This is a genomic window from Paraburkholderia tuberum STM678, from assembly GCF_902833905.1.
GTDB lineage: Bacteria > Pseudomonadota > Gammaproteobacteria > Burkholderiales > Burkholderiaceae > Paraburkholderia > Paraburkholderia tuberum.
The window spans coordinates 19,681-42,049 of sequence record NZ_CADFGP010000014.1 but is presented as its reverse complement, the minus strand read 5'-3'; the positions used below and the strand labels follow the sequence as shown (position 1 = coordinate 42,049).

The following is a 22,369-nucleotide window of genomic DNA, read 5'->3' as shown; positions in this document are numbered from 1 at the left end:
GGGCAAACGGTGCGAGTATTTCGACGAAGCGCGGCCGGTTTGTCGATGGCGCGGCCGAGGCACGTCCTTTGCGCGAGCCGGCGGCATTGTGTGGCAAACTTCGCGCTTGATCGCTGGACCCGGCAGGGTGGCGCACCGCGGCGCCGCGCCTCTATGCGCCGGCAGAGCCGCACAGCGGCCGGGCGCGCGAGGAACGATCCGCGCCGCCGCGAGCCCAACGATCACGACGTTCGGGCCGCACGGCGGACGTCGAGGTCCGCCGATCCCGACATACAGTCGAAGAACGCACAAAAGGATTCGCTTGAAATTTCCCTACGAATGGCAGATTGGCTGGCGCTATACACGCGCCGGCAAACGCACGACCGGTAACGGCTTCATTTCGTTCATCGCGCTGGTGTCGATGTCGGGCATCGCGCTTGGCGTCGCGGCGCTGATCGTCGTGTTGTCGGTGATGAACGGCTTTCAGAAAGAGGTGCGCGACCGCATGCTGTCGGTGCTCGCGCACGTCGAGATCTTTTCGCCGACCGGTTCGATGCCCGACTGGCAACTGACCGCGAAGGAGGCGCGCCAGAACAAGGAGGTGATCGGCGCGGCGCCCTACGTCGAGGCCCAGGCGCTGCTGACGCGCCAGGACGCGGTGAGCGGCGTCGCGTTGCGTGGCATCGAGCCGACGCTCGAGCCTGAAGTGTCCGACATCGGCAAGGAAATGAAAGGCGGCAAGCTGGCCGACCTCGTGCCCGGCGGCTTCGGCATCGTGCTCGGCGCCGATCTGGCGGCCAATCTCGGCGTGCAACTGAACGACAAGATCACGCTCGTCGCGCCCGAAGGCACGATCACGCCGGCCGGCATGCTGCCGCGCCTGAAGCAGTTCACGGTGGTCGGCATCTTCGAGTCGGGCCATTACGAATACGACAGCACGCTCGCGCTGATCAACATCAAGGACGCACAGGCGCTGTTCCGGCTGCCCGCGCCGACCGGCGTGCGGTTGCGCCTCACCGACATGCAGCGCGCGCCGGAAGTCGCGCATCAGCTCGCGCGCACGCTGTCGGGCGATTTGTACATCCGCGACTGGACCCAGCAGAACAAGACCTGGTTCTCGGCGGTGCAGATCGAGAAGCGCATGATGTTCATCATCCTGACGCTGATCATTGCGGTGGCCGCGTTCAATCTGGTGTCGTCGCTGGTGATGACGGTGACCAACAAGCAGGCCGACATCGCGATCCTGCGCACGCTCGGCGCGCAACCCGGCTCGATCATGAAGATCTTCGTCGTGCAAGGCGTGACGATCGGCTTCATCGGCACGGCGACCGGCGTCGCGCTCGGCTGCCTGATCGCGTGGAGCATTCCGTGGCTCGTGCCGATGATCGAGCATCTGCTCGGCGTGCAATTCCTGCCGCCGTCGGTGTACTTCATCAGCGAGCTGCCGTCGGAGCTGGTTCCGGCGGACGTCGCGCGCATCGGCATCATCGCGTTCGTGCTGTCGGCGCTCGCGACGCTCTATCCGAGCTGGCGCGGCGCGAAGGTCCGTCCGGCGGAGGCGCTGCGCTATGAATGACCGCCTCGTCCATCCCTCAACCGATTCATCCATGACCGCTCAGGACTCCGCGTCGCATCCGTTCGTGCTCGAAGCCACCGGCATTTCCAAAGCGTTCGTGCAGGGCGGGCTGAACGTGCAGGTGCTCAACAATGCGCAACTCGCCGTGCGGCGCGGCGAGAAACTCGCGATCGTCGGCGCGTCGGGCTCCGGCAAGAGCACGCTGCTGCACGTGCTCGGCGGCCTCGACGATCCGAGCACGGGCCACGTGTCGGTGCTCGGCAAGCCGTTCACGAAACTCTCCGAGCGCGAGCGCAACGTCCTGCGCAATCGCGCGCTCGGTTTCGTGTATCAGTTTCACCATCTGCTGCCGGAGTTTTCCGCCCTCGATAACGTCGCGATGCCGCTGCGGATTCGTCGCGAGACGACTGAAGTCGCGCGCCGCGAGGCCATGGCGGTGCTGGAGCGCGTCGGCATGGGGCATCGCGCGAAGCATCGGCCGGGCGAGCTGTCGGGCGGCGAGCGTCAGCGTGTCGCGATCGCGCGTGCGCTCGTCACGAAGCCCGCCTGCGTGCTCGCCGACGAGCCGACCGGTAACCTTGACGGCGGCACCGCCGACACGGTCTTCAACCTGATGCTCGAACTGTCGCGCACGCTCGAGACGAGCTTCGTGATCGTCACGCACGACCCGGAGCTGGCGGGCCGCTGTGATCGCATCATGCGGTTGCGCGACGGCGTGCTGCACGAAGAGCCGCCGGTGCCGGTCTGAGTGCGGGCCGGCACGGTCCGTCCTCTTGCCAGCGAGATAACCCATGTGGATCGACACGCACTGCCATCTCGACGCTTCGGAATTCGACGCCGACCGTGATGCGGTTGCGGCGTCCGCGCGCCATGCGGGGGTGTCGCGCATCGTGATTCCGGCGATCGGGCGACAGAACTTCGCGGCGGTGCGCGAGCTCGCGCATCGCGTCGACGGCGGCGCGTACGCGCTCGGCATTCATCCGCTCCTCACGCCGCACGCCGTCGATGCCGACCTCGACCTGTTGCGCATGGAGATCGAGGCGAGTCTCGACGATCCGCGCTTCGTCGGCATCGGCGAGATCGGGCTCGACTATTTCGTCGACGGCCTCGACGATGCGCGCCAGCAGTTTTTCTACAACGGCCAGTTGCAGCTCGCGCGCGAATTCGATTTGCCGGTCATCTGCCATGTGCGCAAATCGCAGGATCAGGTGATCAAAGGGCTGCGCCGGCATCAGATCCATCGCGGCATCGCGCACGCGTTCAATGGCAGTTTCCAGCAGGCGCGGGCGTACATCGATCAGGGCATGCATCTTGGGTTCGGCGGCAACCTGACGTTCGAGCGCGCCCGGCAGATCCGGCGACTCGCGGAACAACTGCCGTTCGATGCGCTGGTCGTCGAGACCGACGCGCCGGATATCGCGCCGTCGTGGATGTACAGGCAGCGCAATTCACCCGAGCAGATTCCGGCGATCGGCGCGAGCCTCGCGCGACTGCGCGGTGTCACTTCCGACGCAGCCGCCCTTGGCACAACGGCTAACGCGCTCGCCGCGCTGCCGCGACTCGCGCTTTCCTCTGCATAATCGATTCCGTTGATCGAAAGGGTTCGCGTCGGGCGATCCCCACGCCCGGCGGGCTCGCTGCTGCCCGTTCGCTGGCGCAGTGACGAGGCCCGGCGCCAGCGGGTACGGAGGGCGGATGAGGGCGGTCTGGTGTGGATTTGCGTTGGGGGTGGTCTGGCTGCAGCGACAGGCGGTGTTGCCGGATACAGGCGCATGGTGCGCGTTGATACTGCTCGGCTGCACGGCGGCCGGCGTTGCGGTGTGGGGTTTGCGTGGCGGCGGAGCGGCTGCGGCGGCGGGTGTGACAGGTGCGGCAGGTGCGGCAGATGCGGCCGGTGCGGCGCTCCAGCGCGAATACGAGCGGGGCTTCTCGCACCAGCTCGCTAGCCGCGTATGGCGCGACGCTCGCATGCGGCGGGTGGCCGGTTGGAGCGCGGTGTGGTGCGCGGCGATCTGCGTCGGCTTCGGCTACGCGGCCGTGCGCGCGCAAACGCGGCTCGCGGTGAGCCTGCCGCACGAGTGGGAAGGGCGCGATATCGAGGTGGTCGGCACGATCAAGGGATTGCCGACGCGTGACGACAAAGGCGCGCGCTTCCTGTTCGACGTCGATACGAACGGTGCGCGGCTCGCCGCTTTCCCGCGCGTGATCCAGCTAGCCTGGATCGCGCGCAACGCCGCGGCGCCGCGGCTCGAACCGGGCGAACGCTGGCGTCTGACCGTGCGCCTGAAGCGCCCGCACGGCAACGCGAATTTCGGCGTGCGCGATGCAGAGGCGAGCCTGCTCGCGCGCAACGTCCGCGCGACCGGCTACGTGAGCGTGCCGGACCATGCGCGGCGCCTGACCGGTCACGCGCGCGGGCTCGCCGTGCTGGTCGACCGCTGGCGCGCCGGATTGCGTGCGCGTATCGACACGGTGCTTGCCGATGCGCCGCATCGCGGCATCGTCGTCGCGCTCGCGATCGGCGCGCAGGACGAAGTGAGCCCCGCCGACTGGCAATTGATGCGCGGCACCGGCACGAGTCATCTGGTGGCGATTTCGGGCTTGCATCTCGGCTTGGTCGCGGGGCTGACCGGCTGGCTCGCGGCGGCAATCTGGCGACGTTCGGGGTGGCTCGGCCGCAACTGGCCGCTGCGCTTGCCCGCGCAGCTCGTCGGCGTGACGGCGGGTGCGATGTTCGCCGCACTGCATGCCGCGCTCGCGGGCTTCAACGTGCCAGCGCAACGCGCGCTGTGGATGGCCGCGCTCGTCGCGCTGGCGTTCGTCGGCGGCCGGCAGCTAGCGCGCTCCACGGTGCTCGCGTGGGCACTCGGGCTCGTGCTGCTGGTCGATCCGTGGGCGGTCGTGTCGGCCGGATTCTGGCTGTCGTTTTGCGCAGTCGGCGCGATCCTGTTCGCGATGTCGGGGCGGCCGCGCGTGCGGGTTCCACTGGCGTCCCGTCATCATGAAGACGAGGAGGGCAGCGCGGCGCGTCCCGTATCGATCCGGCGTCTGCGCGTGCTCGCCGAACGGTTGCGCAGCGCCGCTCACGCGCAGTTCGCGGTGACGGTCGCGCTGGCGCCGCTGACCGCCTACTGGTTCGCGCAAATTCCGCTCGTCGGTCCGCTCGCGAACGCGTTCGCGATTCCCTGGGTGAGCCTGCTCGTCACGCCGACGGTGCTCGCGGGCGTCGCATTGCCCGCGCCGCTCGACGCGTTCGCGTGGCGCGCCGCGCACACGCTGCTCGATGGTCTCGCGGCCGGCCTGCAACTGGCGTCGGGACCGCGCTGGACGCTGTGGTGGCTGCCGCAGCCGAATGCGTGGGCGCTGGCCGCGGCGGCGCTCGGTGTGCTGTGGTGTCTCGCGCCGCGCGGCTGGCCCCTGCGCTGGGCGGCGCCGCTGTCGTGGCTGCCGCTGCTGATGCCCAGCGCAAGCGGCGCACTCGCCGAGCCATCAGGCGCGTTCCGTCTGACTGCGCTCGATGTCGGGCAGGGCTCGTCGGTGCTCGTGCAGACCGCGCATCACGCCTTGCTGTTCGATGCGGGTCCCGGTCCGGAATCGAGCCACGCTGGCGAGCGCGTGGTGGTGCCGTTCCTGCGGGCGCAAGGCGTGACGACGCTCGATACGCTGATGATCAGTCACGCCGATTCGGATCATGCGGGCGGCGCCTCTGCCGTTTTCGAGGCGATCGAGGTGCGTCAGCTGGTGGCTGCTCTGGCGCCGGACAATCCGCTGTGGCCGAAGGCAAACCAGCATGGCACGCAGACGCTGCCGTGCGTGGCGGGGCAGCGCTGGCAGTGGGATGGTGTTGAGTTCGCCGTCCTGTGGCCTGACGTCGGGGCACTCACGGGCAAGGCGAACGAGCATTGCTGCGTGTTGAGGGTCAGCACGTTGCCGCCCACCAACGCAAGCCAGGCGGCGGCGTTCGTCGGTGCGAACGCGCCGCGTTTCACGGCCCTGCTGACCGCCGACATCGAAGCGCCGACCGAACGCGCGCTGCTCGCGCGCGATCCCGCTATGCTGCGCGCGCAAGTGTTGATGGTGCCGCATCATGGCAGCAAAACGTCGTCGACCGAGCCGTTCCTCGACTCTATCGATCCGTCCATCGCGTTATTTCAGGTAGGCTACGAGAATCGCTTCCATCATCCGAATGCGGGCGTGTTCGCGCGCTACGCGGCGCGTCATATCGAACTCGGGCGCAGCGATCGCGATGGCGCCGTGAGGGTCGACGTCGATCCGGGCGCGCGCGGTGAGGAGGGCGCCGCGCTCACGCTCGAGCGCTATCGGGACACGCAGCGCCGCTACTGGATGGAGCCCTGAGCGCGTCGCGGCCCGATGAGCGCAACAGCGCAGACAACAGGCGCAAGCAGCGGTATAAGCAGCGGCACGGGCAAAGCACCCGCCCACGCGTAAAAAACACAACGGAGATCGCCGCAGTTGAAAAACATCATCCATTTCTCGCATGCGAACGGCTTTCCGGCCTCGACTTACCGGACGATCTTCGCCGAGCTCTCCGACGACTACGACGTGCGCTCGATCGAGCGGATCGGCCATGATCCGCGCTTTCCGGTCACGCAGGACTGGCCCCATCTGGTCGAGCAACTGCTTGACGATATCGCCCGCAAGTACGAGCAGCCGGTGTGGCTCGTCGGGCATTCGCTCGGTGGTTATCTGTCGCTGATGGCGGGGCTGAAAAAGCCGCAGTGGGTGAGGGGCGTCGTGATGCTCGACTCGCCGGTGATCGCCGGCTGGCGCAGCAGCATGCTGCGCGTGTCGCAATGGACCGGGCTCGACGAGCGGCTGTCGCCCGCCGCCGCGACGCGCAAGCGGCGCACGCAATGGACGAGCCGTGACGAAGCATGGCGGCACTTCCATTCGAAGCCCGCGTTCGCGCGCTGGGACGAGCGCATGCTGTCCGACTACATCGACTTCGGCATTCCGCAGAGTTCGCCCGACGGCACCCGGGTGCTCGCGTTCGATCGTCGCACCGAATACCAGATCTACCGGACGCTGCCGCATACGCTCGGCGCGCGGCTCGCGCGCGGCGCGCCGGTGCCGGTCGGGTTCATCGCCGGAACACGCTCGAAGGAAATCCGCCAGGCCGGGCTCGACGCGACGCGACGCGCGACCGGCGGGCATGTCGAGTGGATCGAGGGCAGCCATCTGTATCCGATGGAAAAGCCGATCGAAACCGCGCGCGCGGTGCAACGCATGCTGCGTGAGCTGGAGCGAACCGCCTAACGTGCTGCGCGCACGAAGCGGGCCCCAAACCGCTGCGCCGGCTGCCATGCGAGGCGGCCTCGGCACGCGTGGGTCGGCCGTTTTTTGCTGGGTCGGGACCATCCTTTACGGTATAATCCGTTTTTCCCGCGAGCATCCAGCGATGACCAAATATGTTTTCGTCACCGGCGGCGTAGTATCTTCCCTCGGCAAGGGTATTGCCGCCGCTTCCCTCGCCGCGATCCTCGAATCGCGCGGTCTTAAAGTCACCCTCCTCAAACTCGATCCCTACATCAACGTCGACCCCGGCACGATGAGCCCGTTTCAGCACGGCGAAGTGTTCGTGACGGAAGATGGAGCGGAAACCGACCTCGACCTCGGCCACTACGAGCGCTTCATCAGCACGAAGATGCGCAAGGCCAACAACTTCACCACGGGCCAGATTTACGAGTCGGTAATCCGCAAGGAACGCCGCGGCGATTATCTCGGCAAGACCGTGCAGGTCATCCCGCACATCACGAACGAAATCCAGGCATTCGTCGAGCGCGGCGCAGCGTCTGCGACGTGCGGCGAGCCGGATGTCGCGATCGTCGAAGTGGGTGGCACGGTGGGTGACATCGAATCGCTGCCGTTCCTCGAAGCCGCGCGCCAGATGAGCCTGCGCCTCGGCCGCAACAGCGCGTGCTTCGTGCACCTGACGCTGGTGCCCTGGGTCGCCACGGCCGGCGAACTCAAAACCAAGCCCACCCAGCACAGCGTGCAGAAGCTGCGCGAAATCGGCATTTCGCCGCACGTGCTGCTGTGCCGTGCCGACCGCCGCATTCCGGACGACGAGCGCGCGAAGATCTCGCTGTTCTCGAACGTGCCCGAAGACGCGGTGATTTCCGTGTGGGACGCAGACAGCATCTACAAGATTCCGCAGATGCTGCACGACCAGGGTCTCGACGCGATCATCTGCGAAGAGCTGAAGCTCACGCCGAAGGCGGCGGACCTGTCCATGTGGTCGGACCTCGTCGAGAAGCTGCAGAACCCGAAGCACGAAGTGACGATCGGCATGGTCGGCAAGTACGTCGATCTGACCGAGTCGTACAAGTCGCTGATCGAAGCGCTGCGTCATGCGTCGATGCATACGTCGACGCGCGTGAATATCGAGTACATCGACTCCGAAGAAATCGAAACGCAAGGCGTCGGGAGCCTCAAGCATCTCGACGCGGTGCTCGTGCCGGGCGGCTTCGGCCGTCGCGGCACCGAAGGCAAGATCGCCGCGATCCGTTATGCGCGCGAAGCGAACGTGCCGTATCTCGGCATCTGCCTCGGCATGCAGCTCGCCGTGATCGAATTCGCCCGCGACGTCGTCGGCCTGAAGGACGCGAACAGCACCGAATTCGATCAGGAAACGAAGAACCGCGTGGTCGCGCTGATCACCGAGTGGTACGACCGCGAAGGCCGCGTCGAGAAGCGTACCGAAGAGTCGGATCTCGGCGGCACGATGCGCCTCGGCTCGCAACGCTGCCCGATCAAGCCCGGCACGCTCGCCGAAGAGATCTACGGCACCGACGTGAACGAACGCCATCGTCACCGTTATGAGGTGAATAACCGTTTCGTGCCCCAGCTCGAAGGCGGTGGCCTCATCATTAGCGCCCGTACCCCGAGCGAGGATTTGCCGGAAATGATGGAGCTGCCGCGCAGCATGCACCCGTGGTTCGTCGGCGTCCAGTTCCACCCTGAATTCACGTCTACGCCGCGTGACGGTCATCCGCTGTTCAAGTCGTTCGTCGAAGCGGCGCTCGCGCATCAGCAGTCGAGGGTCGAGGAGAAAGCATGAAACTGGGCGATTTCGACGTCGGGCTCGACAAGCCGTTTTTCCTGATCGCCGGTACCTGTGTCGTCGAATCCGAACAGATGACGATCGACACGGCCGGCCGCCTGAAGGAAATCTGCGCGAAGCTGAACATTCCGTTCATCTACAAATCGTCGTACGACAAGGCCAATCGCAGCAGCGGCAAGTCGTTTCGCGGTCTGGGCATGGACGAAGGTCTGCGCATCCTGTCGGAAGTGAAGCGCCAGCTCGGTCTGCCGGTGCTGACCGACGTGCACGCCGAACACGAGATCGAGCAGGTGGCGTCGGTCGTCGACGTGCTGCAAACGCCCGCGTTCCTGTGCCGTCAGACCGACTTCATCCACGCGTGCGCGCGCTCGGGCAAGCCGGTCAACATCAAGAAGGGCCAATTTCTCGCGCCGCACGACATGAAGAACGTGATCGACAAGGCGCGCGACGCCGCGCGTGAAGCGGGTCTGTCCGAAGACCGCTTCATGGCGTGCGAGCGCGGCGTGTCGTTCGGCTATAACAACCTTGTGTCGGACATGCGTTCGCTCGCGATCATGCGCGAGACCAACGCGCCGGTCGTGTTCGACGCGACGCATTCGGTGCAGTTGCCGGGCGGTCAGGGCACGAGCTCGGGCGGCCAGCGCGAATTCGTGCCGGTGCTCGCGCGCGCCGCGGTCGCGGTCGGCGTCGCCGGTCTGTTCATGGAAACGCACCCGAATCCGGCGCAAGCGAAGTCCGACGGGCCGAACGCGGTGCCGCTCAATCGCATGGCCGACCTGCTCGAGACGCTCGTCACGCTCGACCGGGCCGTCAAGCGCGGGCCGTTCCTCGAAAGCGATTTCAACTGATTCAGGTGTGCGCCGCGTGTCACGATTGTCCTCGATAATCGACCCGCGGCGTTTTCGCATAATGGTCGTCGAACGTATCGGCGCGCGAGCTGTCTGTCGGGGAGACCGGCAGGCACGCGATGCAAGGTCATAGTAAAGAATTCAACGTCATCCTTTGAGGAAACCATGAGTGCTATCGTAGACATCATCGGTCGAGAGATTCTCGATTCGCGAGGCAACCCCACCGTCGAATGCGACGTGCTGCTCGAGTCGGGCACGATGGGGCGCGCGGCCGTGCCGTCGGGCGCGTCGACCGGCTCGCGCGAAGCGATCGAACTGCGCGACGGCGAAGCCGGCCGCTACGGCGGCAAGGGTGTACTGAAGGCCGTCGAGCACATCAACACGGAAATCTCCGAAGCGATCATGGGTCTCGACGCTTCCGAGCAGGCGTTCCTCGACAAGACGCTGCTCGAGCTCGACGGCACCGACAACAAGTCGCGCCTCGGCGCGAACGCGATGCTGGCCGTGTCGATGGCCGTCGCGAAGGCCGCGGCTGAGGAGGCCGGTCTGCCGCTGTACCGCTACTTCGGCGGCTCGGGCGCGATGCAACTGCCGGTGCCGATGATGAACATCGTCAACGGCGGCGCGCATGCGAACAACAGCCTGGACATCCAGGAATTCATGATCGTGCCGGTCAGCCAGCCGAGCTTCCGCGAAGCACTGCGCTGCGGCGCCGAAGTGTTCCACGCGCTGAAGAAGATCCTGTCGGACCGCGGCATGAGCACGGCAGTCGGCGACGAAGGCGGCTTCGCACCGAACTTCGGCAGCAACGAGGAATGCCTGTCCACTATTTTGCAAGCCATCGAGAAAGCAGGCTACCGCGCCGGTGAAGACGTGCTGCTCGCGCTCGACTGCGCGGCGAGCGAGTTCTACCACGACGGCAAGTACCAGCTCGCGGGCGAAGGCCTGCAGCTGTCGTCGACGGAATTCGCGGACTACCTCGCGAACCTCGCCGACAAGTTCCCGATCGTGTCGATCGAAGACGGCATGCACGAGGGCGACTGGGAAGGCTGGAAGACGCTGACCGACAAGCTCGGCAACAAGGTCCAACTGGTCGGCGACGACCTGTTCGTGACGAACACGCGCATCCTGAAGGAAGGCATCGAGAAGGGCATCGCGAACTCGATCCTGATCAAGATCAACCAGATCGGCACGCTGACGGAAACCTTCGCGGCGATCGAAATGGCCAAGCGCGCGGGCTACACGGCGGTGATTTCGCACCGTTCGGGCGAAACTGAAGACTCGACGATCGCGGACATCGCCGTCGGTCTGAACGCCGGCCAGATCAAGACAGGTTCGCTGTCGCGTTCCGACCGAATCTCGAAGTACAACCAGCTGCTGCGTATCGAGGAAGATCTCGGCGATATCGCGAGCTACCCGGGCAAGTCGGCCTTCTACAATCTGCGCTAAGCGGTCTTCGCCAGATTGTTCACGCCGATCGATGAGCCGGTTATCCTTCGTTTCTGATTGACCTCGCCGCCCTGCGTATAGCGCAGGGCGGCGCGTATTTATTGTGCTTACTTCATGCGGCTTGTCACTGCTGTCCTGATCGTTCTGCTGGCGTTGATCCAGTACCCGCTCTGGTGGGGGCACGGCGGCTGGCTGCGCGTGCATGAGTTGCAGGGACAACTCGCGCAGCAACTGCAGAAGAATGCCGACGCGAAGCTGCGCAACGAGCGCATCCAGGGCGAAGTGCAGGACCTGCAGAATGGCACGGCCGCAGTCGAAGAGCGGGCGCGCTACGAAATGGGCATGGTCAAGGACGGCGAAGTGTTCGTGCAGTTCGTGTCGCCGAACCAGCCGTTGCCGTTGGCGAATACGCCGTCGGCGAACACTTCGACGCGCGGTGAGGTGTCGGCTGCGCCGCTGCATGTGGTGCCGAATCCGGAGTCGCGCGCGAAGCCGGATCGCAAGCATGGCGGGAAGGCAGCGGCTGCGAAGGAGAAGAAGCCGGTGCACTGAGGTTCGATATTTCGCATCGGCCTCGCAGGAAGGCGCAAAAAAAGCGCGGTTCATCTTGAACCGCGCTTTTTTGTTTTTATGCTGCCGTGTTCGCCCTACCAGCCCCAATACGGCCCGAACCCGACGCCGATCCCGGTTCCCCAGCCACGTCCCCAACCGCCGCTCGAGAAGCCCGCGGAAAACCTTACGGGCGGCGAACGCGAGTAATAGCGCGACCAGGCTTGCGCGGCGGCGTCCGCGGCCATCGTCTGATTCTGTTCGAACATGACCTGTTGCTCGATCGCGTCATAGCGCGCGCGTTCCTCCGGTGTCAGCGTCTGCGTATGACTGATGGCTTCGGCCTGATCGGGCGGCAGACGGCTCAGAATCGGCGCTGGGCCACGCGGATCGATCGAGCAGCCGGCCAGCACCGCGCTGCCCGTGAGGACGGCAAGGATCAACGAAAGCGTGTGCTTCATGGTCGAATCTCCATCGGTCCGAGGCTCGAGCAAGCGTCTTCCAACGCGCAGCGCCGCATCCTTCCAAAGTATCAACGCCGCGCTCAAAAGCAACGCGCCGCCCAAGCCGTGACGAGGCATGGGGCGGCGCGGTCAGGACTTGCGTTGAAGAGCCCGATCAGTTCACGGGCACATACTCCGCTTCGGCGAAAGCGCGGTCTAGTGCCGCTGCGCGGCCGCCGGCGTCACACCTTGTGAGAGTCCGCCGGCCACGAAAAGTTGCGCGACGTCGACCGGGTCGAACTCGTAGCGCTGATTACAAAACTCGCAGTGAATCTCGACGTGGCCGCGTTCCTCGATCACGCTGTCGACTTCATCGCGGCCAAGCATCTTCAGCATCGCGCCGACTTTTTCGCGCGAGCACGTGCATTCGAAGCGCGCAGTAACCGGCTCGAAATGCTGGACGTTTTCCTGCCAGAACAGGCGTCGGAACACCGTCTCAGGTTCTTCCTTCAGCAGCTCGTCGTGCGACAGCGTGCCGCCGAGCGTGCACACGCGTTCCCACGTATCCGCGTCGAGCTCGCCCGGATGCGGGACGATGCCGCCGTCGCCCGGCAGTTTCTGCAGCAGCATGCCGACCGCGCGCTCGGTGTTCGCCGCGAGCCACATGCGCGTGTCGAGCTGCTCGGAGTGATGCATATAGTGCTCGAGCACCTCGGCGATCGACTTCAGCGCTCCGTCCACGCCCGACAGCGGCACGATACTCTGGTACGGCTGCTGGCCGGGCTGCTTGGCGGTCGGGTCGAGCGTGATCACGCAGCGGCCGTAGCCGCTCGCGTTCACCAGATCGATGAGCGAGGTCGTGTCGTCGATCGTATGGGCGGCTTCGCCGGACAGCTTCGCGGTGGCGCGCATCGTCAGGTTCGAGCTGCACTGCACGACCAGCATCTTGACCGGGCCATCGCCGAAAATCTGCATGACGAGCGTGCCGTCGAACTTCAGGTTCGCCGACAGCAGCGCGCACGCGGCCATCATTTCGCCCAGAATCGTTCGCACGGGCGCCGGATAATCGCGGCGCGTCAGCACGTCCTGCCAGGTATTGCGCAGGGAAACGATCTCGCCGCGCACCGGCGCCGCGCTGAACATGAATTTTTGCAACTGGTCGCTCACAACTTTTCCTCACTGGAATGACGCGGCATGACGCCGCGCCTTTGCGCACCGCGCGCCGGCCGTCTAGCCGATGCGTACGAGCTGCGCCTTGAAATACTCGCGGCGCCCGGCATAGCTTGCCGCGCCGCGCTGTATGTTGGCGATATCCGCTTGCGTCAGTTCGCGCACCGCCTTCGCGGGCGCGCCGAGGATCAGCGTATTGTCGGGAAACACCTTGCCCTCGGTGACGATGGCGCCCGCTCCGACCAGACAGTTGCGGCCGATCACCGCGCCATTCAAGACCACCGCCTGAATTCCGATCAACGCGCCTTCCTTGATCGTGCAGCCGTGCAGCATCGCCTGATGGCCGATCGTCACGTTCGACTCGACCGTCAGCGGATAGCCGGGGTCGGTGTGCAGCACCGCGCTTTCCTGCACGTTGCTGCCGGCGCCGATCGTGATCGGCTCGTTGTCGCCGCGCAGTGTCGCGCCGAACCACACGCTCGCGTTCTCCTCGAGCGTTACGTTGCCGATGATGTTCGCCGAATCCGCGACGAACACGCTTTCATGAATGATCGGGGCGGCTTCGCCCAGCTTGTAAATCGTCACAATGTCTCCTTGTTGGTCGGAGCCGGGCCTTCGGTGACTCCGATCCGGTGCACGATGATGGTCTGATCGGTTGCCACGCATGGGCGGGGCGGCGCGCAGCCGGCGCGGTGCGAGGTCGGCGGTCTTGCGTCGCCAACTGACGGGCGTGCCCGAAAGCGCGCCGGTTGGTCGAATCGGGTATTGTAAACGGTTGTGTGCTTGAGCCGCTTGGCCGCTCGCGCGCGGCTCAGCCGCCGTCTGTCCGCCGTCTTTACCGCCTCCAACGCCGATCCGTTTGTCATGACGTCCGCCGCTTCTCCCGTTTCTGTCGCTTCTTCCGCATCGAATTCTCACGACGAGCCGCCGTGCGCGCGCCGCGCCGCGCTCGCCGCGTTGCGCGAGCGGGATCCGGCCGCGAAGGCCGCGGCGGCCCGCGAACTGTACGCTGCGGTACTCGACGGTCGCGCGCTCTGTGACTCCGGCCTCGATCTCGCCGAGCCCGCTGGCCTGCCGGGCCGCCCCGAACGGCCCGAACTGGTCGAACCGCGCCAACTCGGTCGACGCAGCATGCAGTCGCCGCAGGGCCGCGCGGTGCTGCTCCACGCGCTCGCCCACATCGAGTTCAATGCGATCAATCTGGCGCTCGACGCCATCTGGCGTTTCCCCGGCATGCCCGCCGGGTTCTATACCGACTGGCTCAAGGTCGCCGCCGAAGAGGCGTATCACTACTCGCTGCTCGCCGCGCGTCTCGCCGAATATGGCCACGCGTACGGCGACTTCCCGGCGCACGGCGGCCTATGGGACATGTGCGAGCGCACCCGTGGCGACGTGCTCGCGCGCATGGCGCTCGTGCCGCGTACGCTCGAAGCGCGCGGCCTCGACGCGTCCCCGCCGATCCGCGCGCGTCTGCAGCAGGCCGGCGATCACGCGTCGGCGGCGATTCTCGACGTGATCCTGCGCGATGAAATCGGCCACGTGCTGATCGGCAACCGCTGGTTTCGTCACCTGTGCGACGCGGACGGCCTCGATCCGCACCACACCTATCTGCGTCTTGCCGACCAGTATCACGCGCCGAAACTGCGTGGCCCGTTCAATTTCGAAGCGCGCCGCGACGCTGGTTTCGACGATGCCGAACTCGCCGCGCTCGCGAGTCAGGATGCGCAGCAAGCCATGCAGGCAACGGACGACCGAGCATCGCGTCAATAAACCGTTACCACTTCTTGCGCCGCTGTTCCTATAATCGAACGACCATTCTTTTTTTACGGGTGCGCCGTTCATGAATACATCCCGCTCTGAGTTCGTTGCCGCGCGCGGCGTCCGGCTGCACGTGCGGCGCTGGGGCCATTCCGATGCGCGGATACTGTTCATGCTGCACGGCTGGATGGACGTCGGCGCGTCGTTCCAGTTCGTCGTCGATGCGCTCGATGGCGACTGGCAGGTGATCGCGCCCGACATGCGCGGCTTCGGTCTGTCCGACTGGCCGGTCGCCGAGCGCGGCGGCGGCAGCTACTGGGTGCAGGACTATCTCGGCGATCTCGACGCGCTGATCGACCACTACGCGCCCGACGGCCAGGTGAACCTCGTCGGTCACAGCATGGGCGCGAACGTCGTGTGCCTGTATGCGGGCGTGCGGCCGCAGCGGGTACGGCGCGTGGTCGATCTGGAAGGCTTCGGGCTCGCGCCATCGCATTCGGCGCAGGCGCCGAAGCGCCTGCTCAACTGGCTCGACGAATTGCGCGATCCACCGCAGCTCAAGCGCTACGCGTCGCTCGACGAGGTCGCCGCGCGCCTGATCAAAACCAATCCGCGCCTCGATCCGCGGCGTGCGCAGTTTCTCGCGCAGCACTGGTCGAAGCCGGATGGCGAAGGGCGCTTCATGCTGCTCGCCGATCCGGCGCACAAGGTCCGCGGCCCGACGCTGTATCGCCTCGACGAGGTGATGGCGGTGTGGCGTAAGGTCAGCGCGAAGGTGCTGCACATCGAGGCCGCCGGCTCGCCGACGCTCGCGCAGATCGCCGGCGACATTCCGCTCGACGAATTCAAGGCGCGTTTCCAGGCGTTTCCCGATTGGCGCGAGAAGATCATCGACGGCGCGGGGCACATGGTGCATCACGACCAGCCGGAGCAGATCGCCGCGTTGATCGAGGGGTTCTGCGCCTGACACCGCGCCTGAAGCTTCGTTTGAAACGGCGCTCGTGGGTCGCCCGGAGGTCGCGGGATCGGCGCTGACTGGTCTTGACCTCGCGGCACGCCGGCAACCGGCACTGGCGTCGCGAGATACCCCTGCGGCCCCTTACTGCATTGCAGTAAAATGACCGCAGAACCCTTCCAGGACCACGATGAACGCCGATCTTCACTGCCACTCCACCGTTTCCGACGGCCAGTTCGCGCCGGCCGACGTCGCGCGCCGCGCGCACGCTAACGGCGTGACGCTGTGGGCGCTCACCGATCACGACGAAGTGGGCGGCCAGCACGAGGCGCGCACCGCGGCCGAGGCTCTCGGCATGGATTACCTGAGCGGCGTCGAGATTTCGGTCACGTGGGCGGGGCGCACCGTGCACATCGTCGGACTCGGCATCGATCCGGGCAGCCAGATCCTGATCGACGGTCTCGCCCGCACGCGCGACGGCCGCGCCGCGCGCGCCGAAGCAATCGGCGAGCAACTGGCCACGCTCGGCATTCCAGACGCGTACGAGGGCGCGCTGCGTTACGTGTCGAATCCCGACATGATGTCGCGCACGCATTTCGCGCGCTTCCTGGTCGAGCACGGCCACTGCGCAAACACCCAGGAAGTGTTCGACCGCTATCTCGGCGACGGCAAGCCGGCTTACGTCGCGCACCGCTGGGCTAGGCTCGCCGACGCACTCGGCTGGATCCAGGCCGCGGGCGGCGTCGCGATCGTCGCGCATCCCGGTCGTTACGCATATTCGCAACTCGAATTCGACGCGTTCTTTGGCGAATTCATCGACCTCGGCGGCGAGGCGATCGAGGTCGTGACCGGCAGCCACACGCCCGACCAGTACCGCGAATATGCGGACGTCGCGCGTCGCTATGGCTTCGAGGCCTCGCGCGGTTCCGACTTCCATGCGCCTGGCGAAGGCCGCATCGAACTCGGTGCACTGCCGCCGCTACCCGCCGATCTGAAGCCCGTTTGGGAACGCTGGCTGTGACCGCGCGCCGTGCCGGAGAGGCACGGCGCGCGCGCGGGCCGGCTGGATGCGGCACGCGCTCTGCTCGCCGCAGCCCATCCGCCGCAGTTCGTCTGCCGCCATCGTGAGTCTCCATGTCCCAATACTTTCGGCTTCACCCCGACAATCCGCAACCGCGTCTCGTCAAGCAGGCCGTGCAGATCATCAACGGCGGCGGCGTGGTCGCCTTGCCGACCGATTCGACCTACGCGCTCGCCTGCCGTCTCGACGACAAGGATGCGGTCGAACGCCTGCGGCGCATCCGCGGACTCGACGAAAAGCAACTACTGTCGCTGCTCGTGCGTGATCTGTCGGAGCTCGCCAATTTTGCTATGGTGGACAACTGGCAGTACAGGCTGCTTAAGTCGGTGACCCCGGGTCCGTACGTGTTCGTGCTGCAGGCCACCAAGGAAGTGCCGCGGCGCGTGTCGCATCCGTCGCGCAAGACGATCGGCCTGCGCGTGCCGGATCACGCGATCACGCTCGCGATTCTCGAGGAACTCGGCCAGCCGCTGCTCGGCTCGACACTGATCATGCCCGGCGAAACCGAGCCGCTGAACGACCCCGAAGAAATCCGCGCGCGGCTCGAAAAGCAGCTCGATCTGGTGATCGACGGCGGCGCGTGCGTGTGCGAGCCGTCCACCGTAATCGATCTGACCGGCTCGGAGCCGGTGCTGGTGCGGGCAGGGCGCGGCTCGCTCGCGCCGTTCGGTCTCGAGGAAACGGCGTGAGCGTCGTGAGCGAAAGCGGACAGACACGCACGAGCGCATTGTTACAATAGCGAGCTATGGATTCTTCCCTGATACAGACGATTGCGGTGTACGCGCTGCCGGTGATCTTCGCGATTACGCTGCACGAGGCTGCGCACGGCTACGTCGCGCGCTGGCTCGGCGACAACACCGCGTACGTGCTCGGCCGCGTGTCGCTGAACCCGATGCGGCACATCGATCCGCTCGGCACGATTGCCATTCCGCTGCTGCTGTACTTCGCGACGAGCGGCGCGTTCGTGTTCGGCTATGCGAAGCCGGTGCCGGTCGCGTTCGGCAATCTGCGCAACCCGCGCTGGGGCAGCCTATGGGTCGCGGCGGCCGGGCCCATGTGCAATTTCATCCAGGCGCTGTTCTGGGGCGTGTTCGGCGTTGCGCTCGCGGGGCTCAATGTCAACGAACCGTTTTTCACGCGCATGGCGGGCGCGGGCGTCGGCGTCAATCTCGTGCTCGGCGTGCTGAACCTGTTTCCGCTGCCGCCGCTCGATGGCGGCCGCGTGGTGATGGCCCTGTTGCCGCCGAAGCAATCGATCGCGTTGTCGCGGCTCGAGCCGTACGGCTTTTTCATCGTGATGGCGCTGGTAATGACGGGTACGCTCACGCGTTTCTGGTTGAGGCCACTCGTGACGCTCGGGTATAGCGCGATCACCGCAATTCTGACTCCACTTGTTTCGCTTTTCTAAATAACCATGTTCCCAGACCGTATCTTCTCCGGCATGCGGCCCACCGGGTCGTTGCACCTCGGCCACTATCACGGCGTGCTGAAAAACTGGGTGCGGCTGCAGTCCGAATACCCGTGCTTCTTCTGCGTGGTCGACTGGCACGCACTGACGACGCACTACGAAACGCCCGAAGTGATCGAAAAGAACGTGTGGGACGTGCTGATCGACTGGCTCGCTTCCGGCATCGATCCGGCGCAGGCGACGCTGTTCATCCAGAGCAAGGTGCCCGAGCATGCCGAGCTGGCGCTGCTGCTCGGCATGAGCACGCCGCTCGGCTGGCTCGAACGCGTGCCGACCTACAAGGAGCAGATGGAAAAGCTGAAGGACAAGGACCTGTCCACCTACGGCTTCCTCGGCTATCCGGTGCTGATGGCGGCGGACATTCTGCTGTATCGCGGCTCGCTCGTGCCGGTCGGTGAAGACCAGGTGCCGCACGTCGAGATGACGCGCGAAATCGCCCGTCGTTTCAACTACCTGTACGGCCGTGAGCCGGGCTTCGAGGAGAAGGCGAACGAAGCCGCGAAGAAGCTCGGCGGCAAGCGCTCGAAGCTGTATCACGAGTTGCGCAACGCGTATCAGCAGGAAGGCGACGACGAAGCGCTCGAACGCGCGCGGGCGATGCTGCAGGAATCGCAAAGCCTGTCGATGAGCGATCGCGAGCGCCTGTTCGGCTATCTCGAAGGTTCGCGCAAGATCATCCTCGTCGAGCCGCAGGCGATGCTGACCGAGGCGTCGCGCATGCCGGGTCTCGACGGCCAGAAGATGTCGAAGTCGTACGGCAACACGATCGGCCTGCGCGAAGACGCGGAAACCATCACGAAGAAGGTCCGCACGATGCCGACCGACCCCGCGCGCGTGCGCCGCACCGATCCGGGCGACCCCGACAAGTGTCCGGTGTGGCAGTTGCATCAGGTCTATACCGACGAAGCGACCCACGAGTGGGTGCAGAAGGGCTGCCGCTCGGCAGGCATCGGTTGCCTCGATTGCAAGCAGCCGGTCGTCGAAGGGATTCTGCGCGAGCAGCAGCCGATGCTCGAGCGCGCGCAGAAGTACATGGACGACCCGTCGCTGTTGCGCGCGATCGTCGCCGATGGCTGCGACAAGGCACGCCGGTTCGCGACCGAAACGATGCGCGACGTCCGTGAGGCGATGGGGCTGTCGTACAACTGATGCGCACCCGACGCACCGCGGTGCTGCGATGAGCACGCCCGTTACCAGTGGCTTGCATGGCCTCGGTGAACCGTCGCGCTGGGTGCGTCACTGGGCGCACCTGATCGCGCCGGGCGGCGCGGTGCTCGACGTCGCGTCGGGGGCCGGGCGGCATGCGCGCTTTTTTGCGTCGCTCGGCCATCCGGTCACCGCGATCGATCGCGACGCGGCTGCTCTCGACCTGCTGCGCGACGCGCCGCTCGTCACACCTCTCGTGGCCGATCTCGAAGGCGCGACGTGGCCACTACCGGCCGATGCGGCGTTCGCCGCCGTCGTGGTCACCAACTACCTGCACCGGCCGCTTTTTCCGCAGTTGCTGCGCGCGCTCGCGCCCGGCGGCGTACTGGTTTACGAGACCTTCGCGCAAGGAAACGAAAGCGTCGGCAAACCCTCCAATCCGGCGTTTTTGCTCGCGCCTGGCGAGCTGCTCGACACCGTGCGGGGCCACCTGCGGGTGATCGCATTTCAGGACGGATTTCTCGCCGAGCCGCGTCCGGCCTACGTTCAGCGCATCTGCGCGGTTCGGGAAACGGCCCGGGCGCATGATCCCGCACGGGCAACAGCGCCACCTTGTTACGAGTTGGCTGGCTAATCCGCTACAATCGCGGTTTACCTGATCATATTCATGGCGTTTCATGACTAACGGCAACCACAGCGGTCACCAGGACGGCGTTCAGATCCGCGGCAGCATTCCTGCCATCATCACTCCGATGCTCGAAGACGGCAGCCTCGATCTGCCGGCGTTTCGCAAACTGATCGACTGGCACGTCGAGGAAGGCACGAATGCGCTCGTCGTGGTCGGCACGAGCGGCGAGTCGGCCACGCTGTCGGTCGAAGAACACGTGCTGATGGTCAAGACCGCAGTCGAGCACACCGCTGGACGCATTCCTGTCATCGCGGGCGCGGGTGCCAATTCCACCGCTGAGGCGATCGAACTCACGCAACACGCGAAGGACGTCGGCGCGGATGCCACGCTGCAGGTCGTGCCGTACTACAACAAGCCGACCCAGGAAGGCATTTACCGCCATTTCGCGAAGATCGCCGAAACCGTCGATCTGCCGGTGATTCTGTACAACGTGCCGGGCCGCACCGTCGCCGACATGAGCAACGAGACCATCCTGCGCTGCGCGCAGGTGCCGGGCATCGTCGGCGTGAAGGAGGCCACGGGCAACATCGACCGCGCCGCGCATCTGATCAAGTCGGCGCCGGCGCATTTCGGCATCTATAGCGGCGACGACCCCACCGCGATCGCGCTGATGCTGCTCGGCGGTCACGGCAATATTTCGGTCACCGCGAACGTCGCGCCGCGCGCAATGAGCGAACTGTGCAAGGCCGCGCTCGCCGCGGACGTGAAGACCGCGCGCGAGATTCATCTGAAACTCCTGTCACTGCACAAGTACCTGTTTGCCGAAGCGAATCCGATTCCGGCGAAGTGGGCGCTGCAGCAACTGGGGCGTGTGCAGGGCGGCATCCGCCTGCCGCTCACGCCGCTCGACGCGCAATACCACGAAGTGGTGCGCGGCGCGCTGCGCGAAGCGGGCCTGCTCGGCTGAACGGGCCGACCGTCCCGCCGCCCACGCAAGACCGCCACCGGCATTTCATTAACCGACGTCGCTTCAGCCCACGTTCCCGGCAGATCGAACGAGGCATCGCGTTCCAGCATCACGAAGGACCTCATGAAACGTTCCGCACTTTCCCTCCACGCAACCCGCATGGCGGCGCTGGCGCTTGCCCTGTCGACGCTCGCCGGCTGTGACACGCTGAACGACTGGTTCGCTTCCGACCGCGTCAACTACAAGGCGACCTCGAGCGCGCCGCCGCTCGCCGTGCCGAGCGATCTGAGCACGTCGCCGAACGACCAGCGCTATGTGGCACCGCCGGCCAATCTGGCGCTTGGTGGCACGCCGACGCGCGCTGTCACGGCGGCCGGCAACGCAACCGAAGGTCAGCCGAACGCGCAGGATCCGCTCGGCATGCATATCGAGCGCGACGGCGACCGTCGCTGGCTGGTGGTAGACGGCCGTTCCCCAGAACAGCTCTGGCCGCAGCTGCAGGAGTTCTGGCAGGAAAACGGCTTCGTGCTGAAGACCGATGCGCCGGCCACCGGCATCATGACGACCGACTGGGCGGAAAACCGCGCGAACATTCCGGACGACTGGTTCCGGCGCACGGTCGGCAAGGTCATCGACTTCGCCTATTCGTCGGGCACCCGCGACAGTTTCCGCACGCTGGTATCGCGCGGTCCGGACAGCGCGACCGATATCTCGATCACGCACAGCGCGATGGAAGAGGTGATGACCGGGCAGGACAAGACGTCTTCGCGCTGGGAAGAGCGTCCGCGTGATCCGGCGCTCGAGGCGCTGTTTCTCGCCAAGCTGATGCAGAAGTTCGGCCTGACTGAAGCACAATCGAAGCAGCTGCTGACCGACGCGCGCACCGCCGCCGCGCCGACCACGATCGAGCAGAGCGCGGGTGCGTCGACGCTCGATCTGCAGGAGTCGTTCGACCGTGCCTGGCTGCGTGTGGGCCTCGCGCTCGATCGCACCAACTTTACGGTCGACAACCGCGATCGCGAGAAGGGCATCTACTACGTGCGCTACGCGGATTCGATGCAGGAACTGAAGAAGGAAGGCCTGTTCGGCAAACTGTTCTACAGCGGCAATTCGACGCGCAAGCCGGGCCAGGAATTCCTCGTCAACGTGCGCGCGAAGGGCGACGCGGTGACGCAGGTCGCGGTCGTCGACGCGAATGGGCAGATCGACACGTCGTCGGACGCGCAGCGCATCGTGTCGCTGCTGCACGCGCAACTGAACTAAGGCGG

General features: G+C 65.8%; 21 protein-coding genes. 18 read left to right on the top strand and 3 right to left on the bottom strand.

Annotated elements, in window-relative coordinates; translation table 11 throughout:
- Window positions 1-301: 301 nt before the first annotated feature.
- The 9 genes from HWY30_RS14520 to ftsB all read left to right on the top strand — a co-directional run bounded on the left by HWY30_RS14520 (window position 302) and on the right by ftsB (window position 11,488).
- On the top strand, window positions 302-1,555 hold the full coding sequence (locus tag HWY30_RS14520; RefSeq protein WP_090800778.1) for a lipoprotein-releasing ABC transporter permease subunit: 1,254 nt from the start codon (window positions 302-304) through the stop codon (window positions 1,553-1,555).
- Window positions 1,548-2,303 carry a lipoprotein-releasing ABC transporter ATP-binding protein LolD gene (lolD, locus tag HWY30_RS14515; RefSeq protein ID WP_090800775.1) on the top strand — a complete coding sequence of 252 codons (756 nt, stop codon included), beginning with the start codon at window positions 1,548-1,550 and terminating at the stop codon, window positions 2,301-2,303. Before HWY30_RS14520 ends, lolD begins: the two co-directional genes overlap by 8 nt.
- A gap of 43 nt (window positions 2,304-2,346) precedes the next feature.
- Window positions 2,347-3,135 carry a TatD family hydrolase gene (locus tag HWY30_RS14510; protein WP_090800773.1) on the top strand — a complete coding sequence of 263 codons (789 nt, stop codon included), beginning with the start codon at window positions 2,347-2,349 and terminating at the stop codon, window positions 3,133-3,135.
- 115 nt (window positions 3,136-3,250) lie between these two features.
- Window positions 3,251-5,911, top strand: a complete 2,661-nt coding sequence (locus HWY30_RS14505; RefSeq protein ID WP_090800771.1) for a DNA internalization-related competence protein ComEC/Rec2 — start codon at window positions 3,251-3,253, stop codon at window positions 5,909-5,911.
- Window positions 5,912-6,028: 117 nt separating this feature from the next.
- Window positions 6,029-6,832, top strand: a complete 804-nt coding sequence (locus HWY30_RS14500) for an alpha/beta fold hydrolase (RefSeq protein ID WP_090800769.1) — start codon at window positions 6,029-6,031, stop codon at window positions 6,830-6,832.
- Between the two features lie 142 nt (window positions 6,833-6,974).
- Window positions 6,975-8,636, top strand: a complete 1,662-nt coding sequence (locus HWY30_RS14495; RefSeq protein WP_090800767.1) for a CTP synthase — start codon at window positions 6,975-6,977, stop codon at window positions 8,634-8,636.
- Window positions 8,633-9,487: a 3-deoxy-8-phosphooctulonate synthase gene (kdsA, locus tag HWY30_RS14490; RefSeq protein WP_090800765.1), complete on the top strand. Its 855-nt coding sequence runs from the start codon at window positions 8,633-8,635 to the stop codon at window positions 9,485-9,487. The genes HWY30_RS14495 and kdsA overlap by 4 nt, the downstream gene beginning before the upstream one ends.
- A gap of 165 nt (window positions 9,488-9,652) precedes the next feature.
- On the top strand, window positions 9,653-10,936 hold the full coding sequence (gene eno / locus HWY30_RS14485) for a phosphopyruvate hydratase (protein ID WP_018417543.1): 1,284 nt from the start codon (window positions 9,653-9,655) through the stop codon (window positions 10,934-10,936).
- A gap of 114 nt (window positions 10,937-11,050) precedes the next feature.
- A complete protein-coding gene (gene ftsB / locus HWY30_RS14480) occupies window positions 11,051-11,488 on the top strand; it encodes a cell division protein FtsB (protein ID WP_090800763.1) in 438 nt (145 codons plus the stop codon).
- A 95-nt stretch (window positions 11,489-11,583) separates the two neighbouring features.
- Here the strand turns inward: ftsB and HWY30_RS14475 are convergent, their stop codons facing one another.
- From HWY30_RS14475 to HWY30_RS14465, 3 genes are all read right to left on the bottom strand, one after another.
- Window positions 11,584-11,946 (bottom strand): hypothetical protein, encoded by a 363-nt coding sequence (locus tag HWY30_RS14475; RefSeq protein WP_090800761.1) that lies wholly within the window; start codon window positions 11,944-11,946, stop codon window positions 11,584-11,586.
- 198 nt (window positions 11,947-12,144) lie between these two features.
- Window positions 12,145-13,095, bottom strand: a complete 951-nt coding sequence (hslO, locus tag HWY30_RS14470; protein WP_090800759.1) for an Hsp33 family molecular chaperone HslO — start codon at window positions 13,093-13,095, stop codon at window positions 12,145-12,147.
- A 63-nt stretch (window positions 13,096-13,158) separates the two neighbouring features.
- The gene (locus tag HWY30_RS14465) at window positions 13,159-13,683 is read right to left on the bottom strand and encodes a gamma carbonic anhydrase family protein (protein ID WP_090800758.1); all 525 of its coding nucleotides are present in this window, start codon (window positions 13,681-13,683) and stop codon (window positions 13,159-13,161) included.
- Window positions 13,684-13,962: 279 nt separating this feature from the next.
- Between HWY30_RS14465 and HWY30_RS14460 the strand changes: the two genes are divergently transcribed.
- The 9 genes from HWY30_RS14460 (at window position 13,963) to bamC (ending at window position 22,364) form a co-directional block, all read left to right on the top strand.
- The gene (locus tag HWY30_RS14460) at window positions 13,963-14,868 is read left to right on the top strand and encodes a ferritin-like domain-containing protein (protein WP_090805364.1); all 906 of its coding nucleotides are present in this window, start codon (window positions 13,963-13,965) and stop codon (window positions 14,866-14,868) included.
- Between the two features lie 70 nt (window positions 14,869-14,938).
- A complete protein-coding gene (locus HWY30_RS14455; RefSeq protein ID WP_090800756.1) occupies window positions 14,939-15,823 on the top strand; it encodes an alpha/beta fold hydrolase in 885 nt (294 codons plus the stop codon).
- A gap of 178 nt (window positions 15,824-16,001) precedes the next feature.
- A complete protein-coding gene (locus HWY30_RS14450; RefSeq protein WP_090800753.1) occupies window positions 16,002-16,832 on the top strand; it encodes a 3',5'-nucleoside bisphosphate phosphatase in 831 nt (276 codons plus the stop codon).
- A 113-nt stretch (window positions 16,833-16,945) separates the two neighbouring features.
- Window positions 16,946-17,581 (top strand): L-threonylcarbamoyladenylate synthase, encoded by a 636-nt coding sequence (locus HWY30_RS14445; RefSeq protein WP_090800752.1) that lies wholly within the window; start codon window positions 16,946-16,948, stop codon window positions 17,579-17,581.
- A 56-nt stretch (window positions 17,582-17,637) separates the two neighbouring features.
- Window positions 17,638-18,300: a site-2 protease family protein gene (locus HWY30_RS14440; RefSeq protein WP_090800750.1), complete on the top strand. Its 663-nt coding sequence runs from the start codon at window positions 17,638-17,640 to the stop codon at window positions 18,298-18,300.
- Between the two features lie 6 nt (window positions 18,301-18,306).
- Window positions 18,307-19,509 (top strand): tryptophan--tRNA ligase, encoded by a 1,203-nt coding sequence (locus tag HWY30_RS14435; protein ID WP_090800748.1) that lies wholly within the window; start codon window positions 18,307-18,309, stop codon window positions 19,507-19,509.
- A gap of 28 nt (window positions 19,510-19,537) precedes the next feature.
- Window positions 19,538-20,140, top strand: coding sequence for a class I SAM-dependent methyltransferase (locus HWY30_RS14430; RefSeq protein ID WP_090800746.1), 603 nt, complete (start codon window positions 19,538-19,540; stop codon window positions 20,138-20,140).
- A 43-nt stretch (window positions 20,141-20,183) separates the two neighbouring features.
- On the top strand, window positions 20,184-21,101 hold the full coding sequence (gene dapA / locus HWY30_RS14425; protein WP_090800745.1) for a 4-hydroxy-tetrahydrodipicolinate synthase: 918 nt from the start codon (window positions 20,184-20,186) through the stop codon (window positions 21,099-21,101).
- Between the two features lie 123 nt (window positions 21,102-21,224).
- Window positions 21,225-22,364, top strand: coding sequence for an outer membrane protein assembly factor BamC (gene bamC / locus HWY30_RS14420; protein WP_090800743.1), 1,140 nt, complete (start codon window positions 21,225-21,227; stop codon window positions 22,362-22,364).
- The last annotated feature ends 5 nt before the right edge of the window (window positions 22,365-22,369 follow it).

What these genes read in the sequence shown, in the direction of transcription:
- HWY30_RS14505 (WP_090800771.1), top strand. Translation starts at nt 3,251, where the DNA reads ATGAGGGCGGTCTGGTGTGGATTTGCGTTGGGGGTGGTCTGGCTGCAG.
- eno (WP_018417543.1), top strand. Translation starts at nt 9,653, where the DNA reads ATGAGTGCTATCGTAGACATCATCGGTCGAGAGATTCTCGATTCGCGA.
- HWY30_RS14460 (WP_090805364.1), top strand. Translation starts at nt 13,963, where the DNA reads ATGACGTCCGCCGCTTCTCCCGTTTCTGTCGCTTCTTCCGCATCGAAT.
- lolD (WP_090800775.1), top strand. Translation starts at nt 1,548, where the DNA reads ATGAATGACCGCCTCGTCCATCCCTCAACCGATTCATCCATGACCGCT.
- HWY30_RS14435 (WP_090800748.1), top strand. Translation starts at nt 18,307, where the DNA reads ATGTTCCCAGACCGTATCTTCTCCGGCATGCGGCCCACCGGGTCGTTG.
- bamC (WP_090800743.1), top strand. Translation starts at nt 21,225, where the DNA reads ATGAAACGTTCCGCACTTTCCCTCCACGCAACCCGCATGGCGGCGCTG.
- HWY30_RS14475 (WP_090800761.1), bottom strand. Translation starts at nt 11,946, where the DNA reads ATGAAGCACACGCTTTCGTTGATCCTTGCCGTCCTCACGGGCAGCGCG.
- HWY30_RS14430 (WP_090800746.1), top strand. Translation starts at nt 19,538, where the DNA reads ATGAGCACGCCCGTTACCAGTGGCTTGCATGGCCTCGGTGAACCGTCG.
- HWY30_RS14445 (WP_090800752.1), top strand. Translation starts at nt 16,946, where the DNA reads ATGTCCCAATACTTTCGGCTTCACCCCGACAATCCGCAACCGCGTCTC.
- HWY30_RS14440 (WP_090800750.1), top strand. Translation starts at nt 17,638, where the DNA reads ATGGATTCTTCCCTGATACAGACGATTGCGGTGTACGCGCTGCCGGTG.
- dapA (WP_090800745.1), top strand. Translation starts at nt 20,184, where the DNA reads ATGACTAACGGCAACCACAGCGGTCACCAGGACGGCGTTCAGATCCGC.
- HWY30_RS14450 (WP_090800753.1), top strand. Translation starts at nt 16,002, where the DNA reads ATGAACGCCGATCTTCACTGCCACTCCACCGTTTCCGACGGCCAGTTC.
- HWY30_RS14510 (WP_090800773.1), top strand. Translation starts at nt 2,347, where the DNA reads ATGTGGATCGACACGCACTGCCATCTCGACGCTTCGGAATTCGACGCC.
- ftsB (WP_090800763.1), top strand. Translation starts at nt 11,051, where the DNA reads ATGCGGCTTGTCACTGCTGTCCTGATCGTTCTGCTGGCGTTGATCCAG.
- HWY30_RS14495 (WP_090800767.1), top strand. Translation starts at nt 6,975, where the DNA reads ATGACCAAATATGTTTTCGTCACCGGCGGCGTAGTATCTTCCCTCGGC.
- HWY30_RS14455 (WP_090800756.1), top strand. Translation starts at nt 14,939, where the DNA reads ATGAATACATCCCGCTCTGAGTTCGTTGCCGCGCGCGGCGTCCGGCTG.
- kdsA (WP_090800765.1), top strand. Translation starts at nt 8,633, where the DNA reads ATGAAACTGGGCGATTTCGACGTCGGGCTCGACAAGCCGTTTTTCCTG.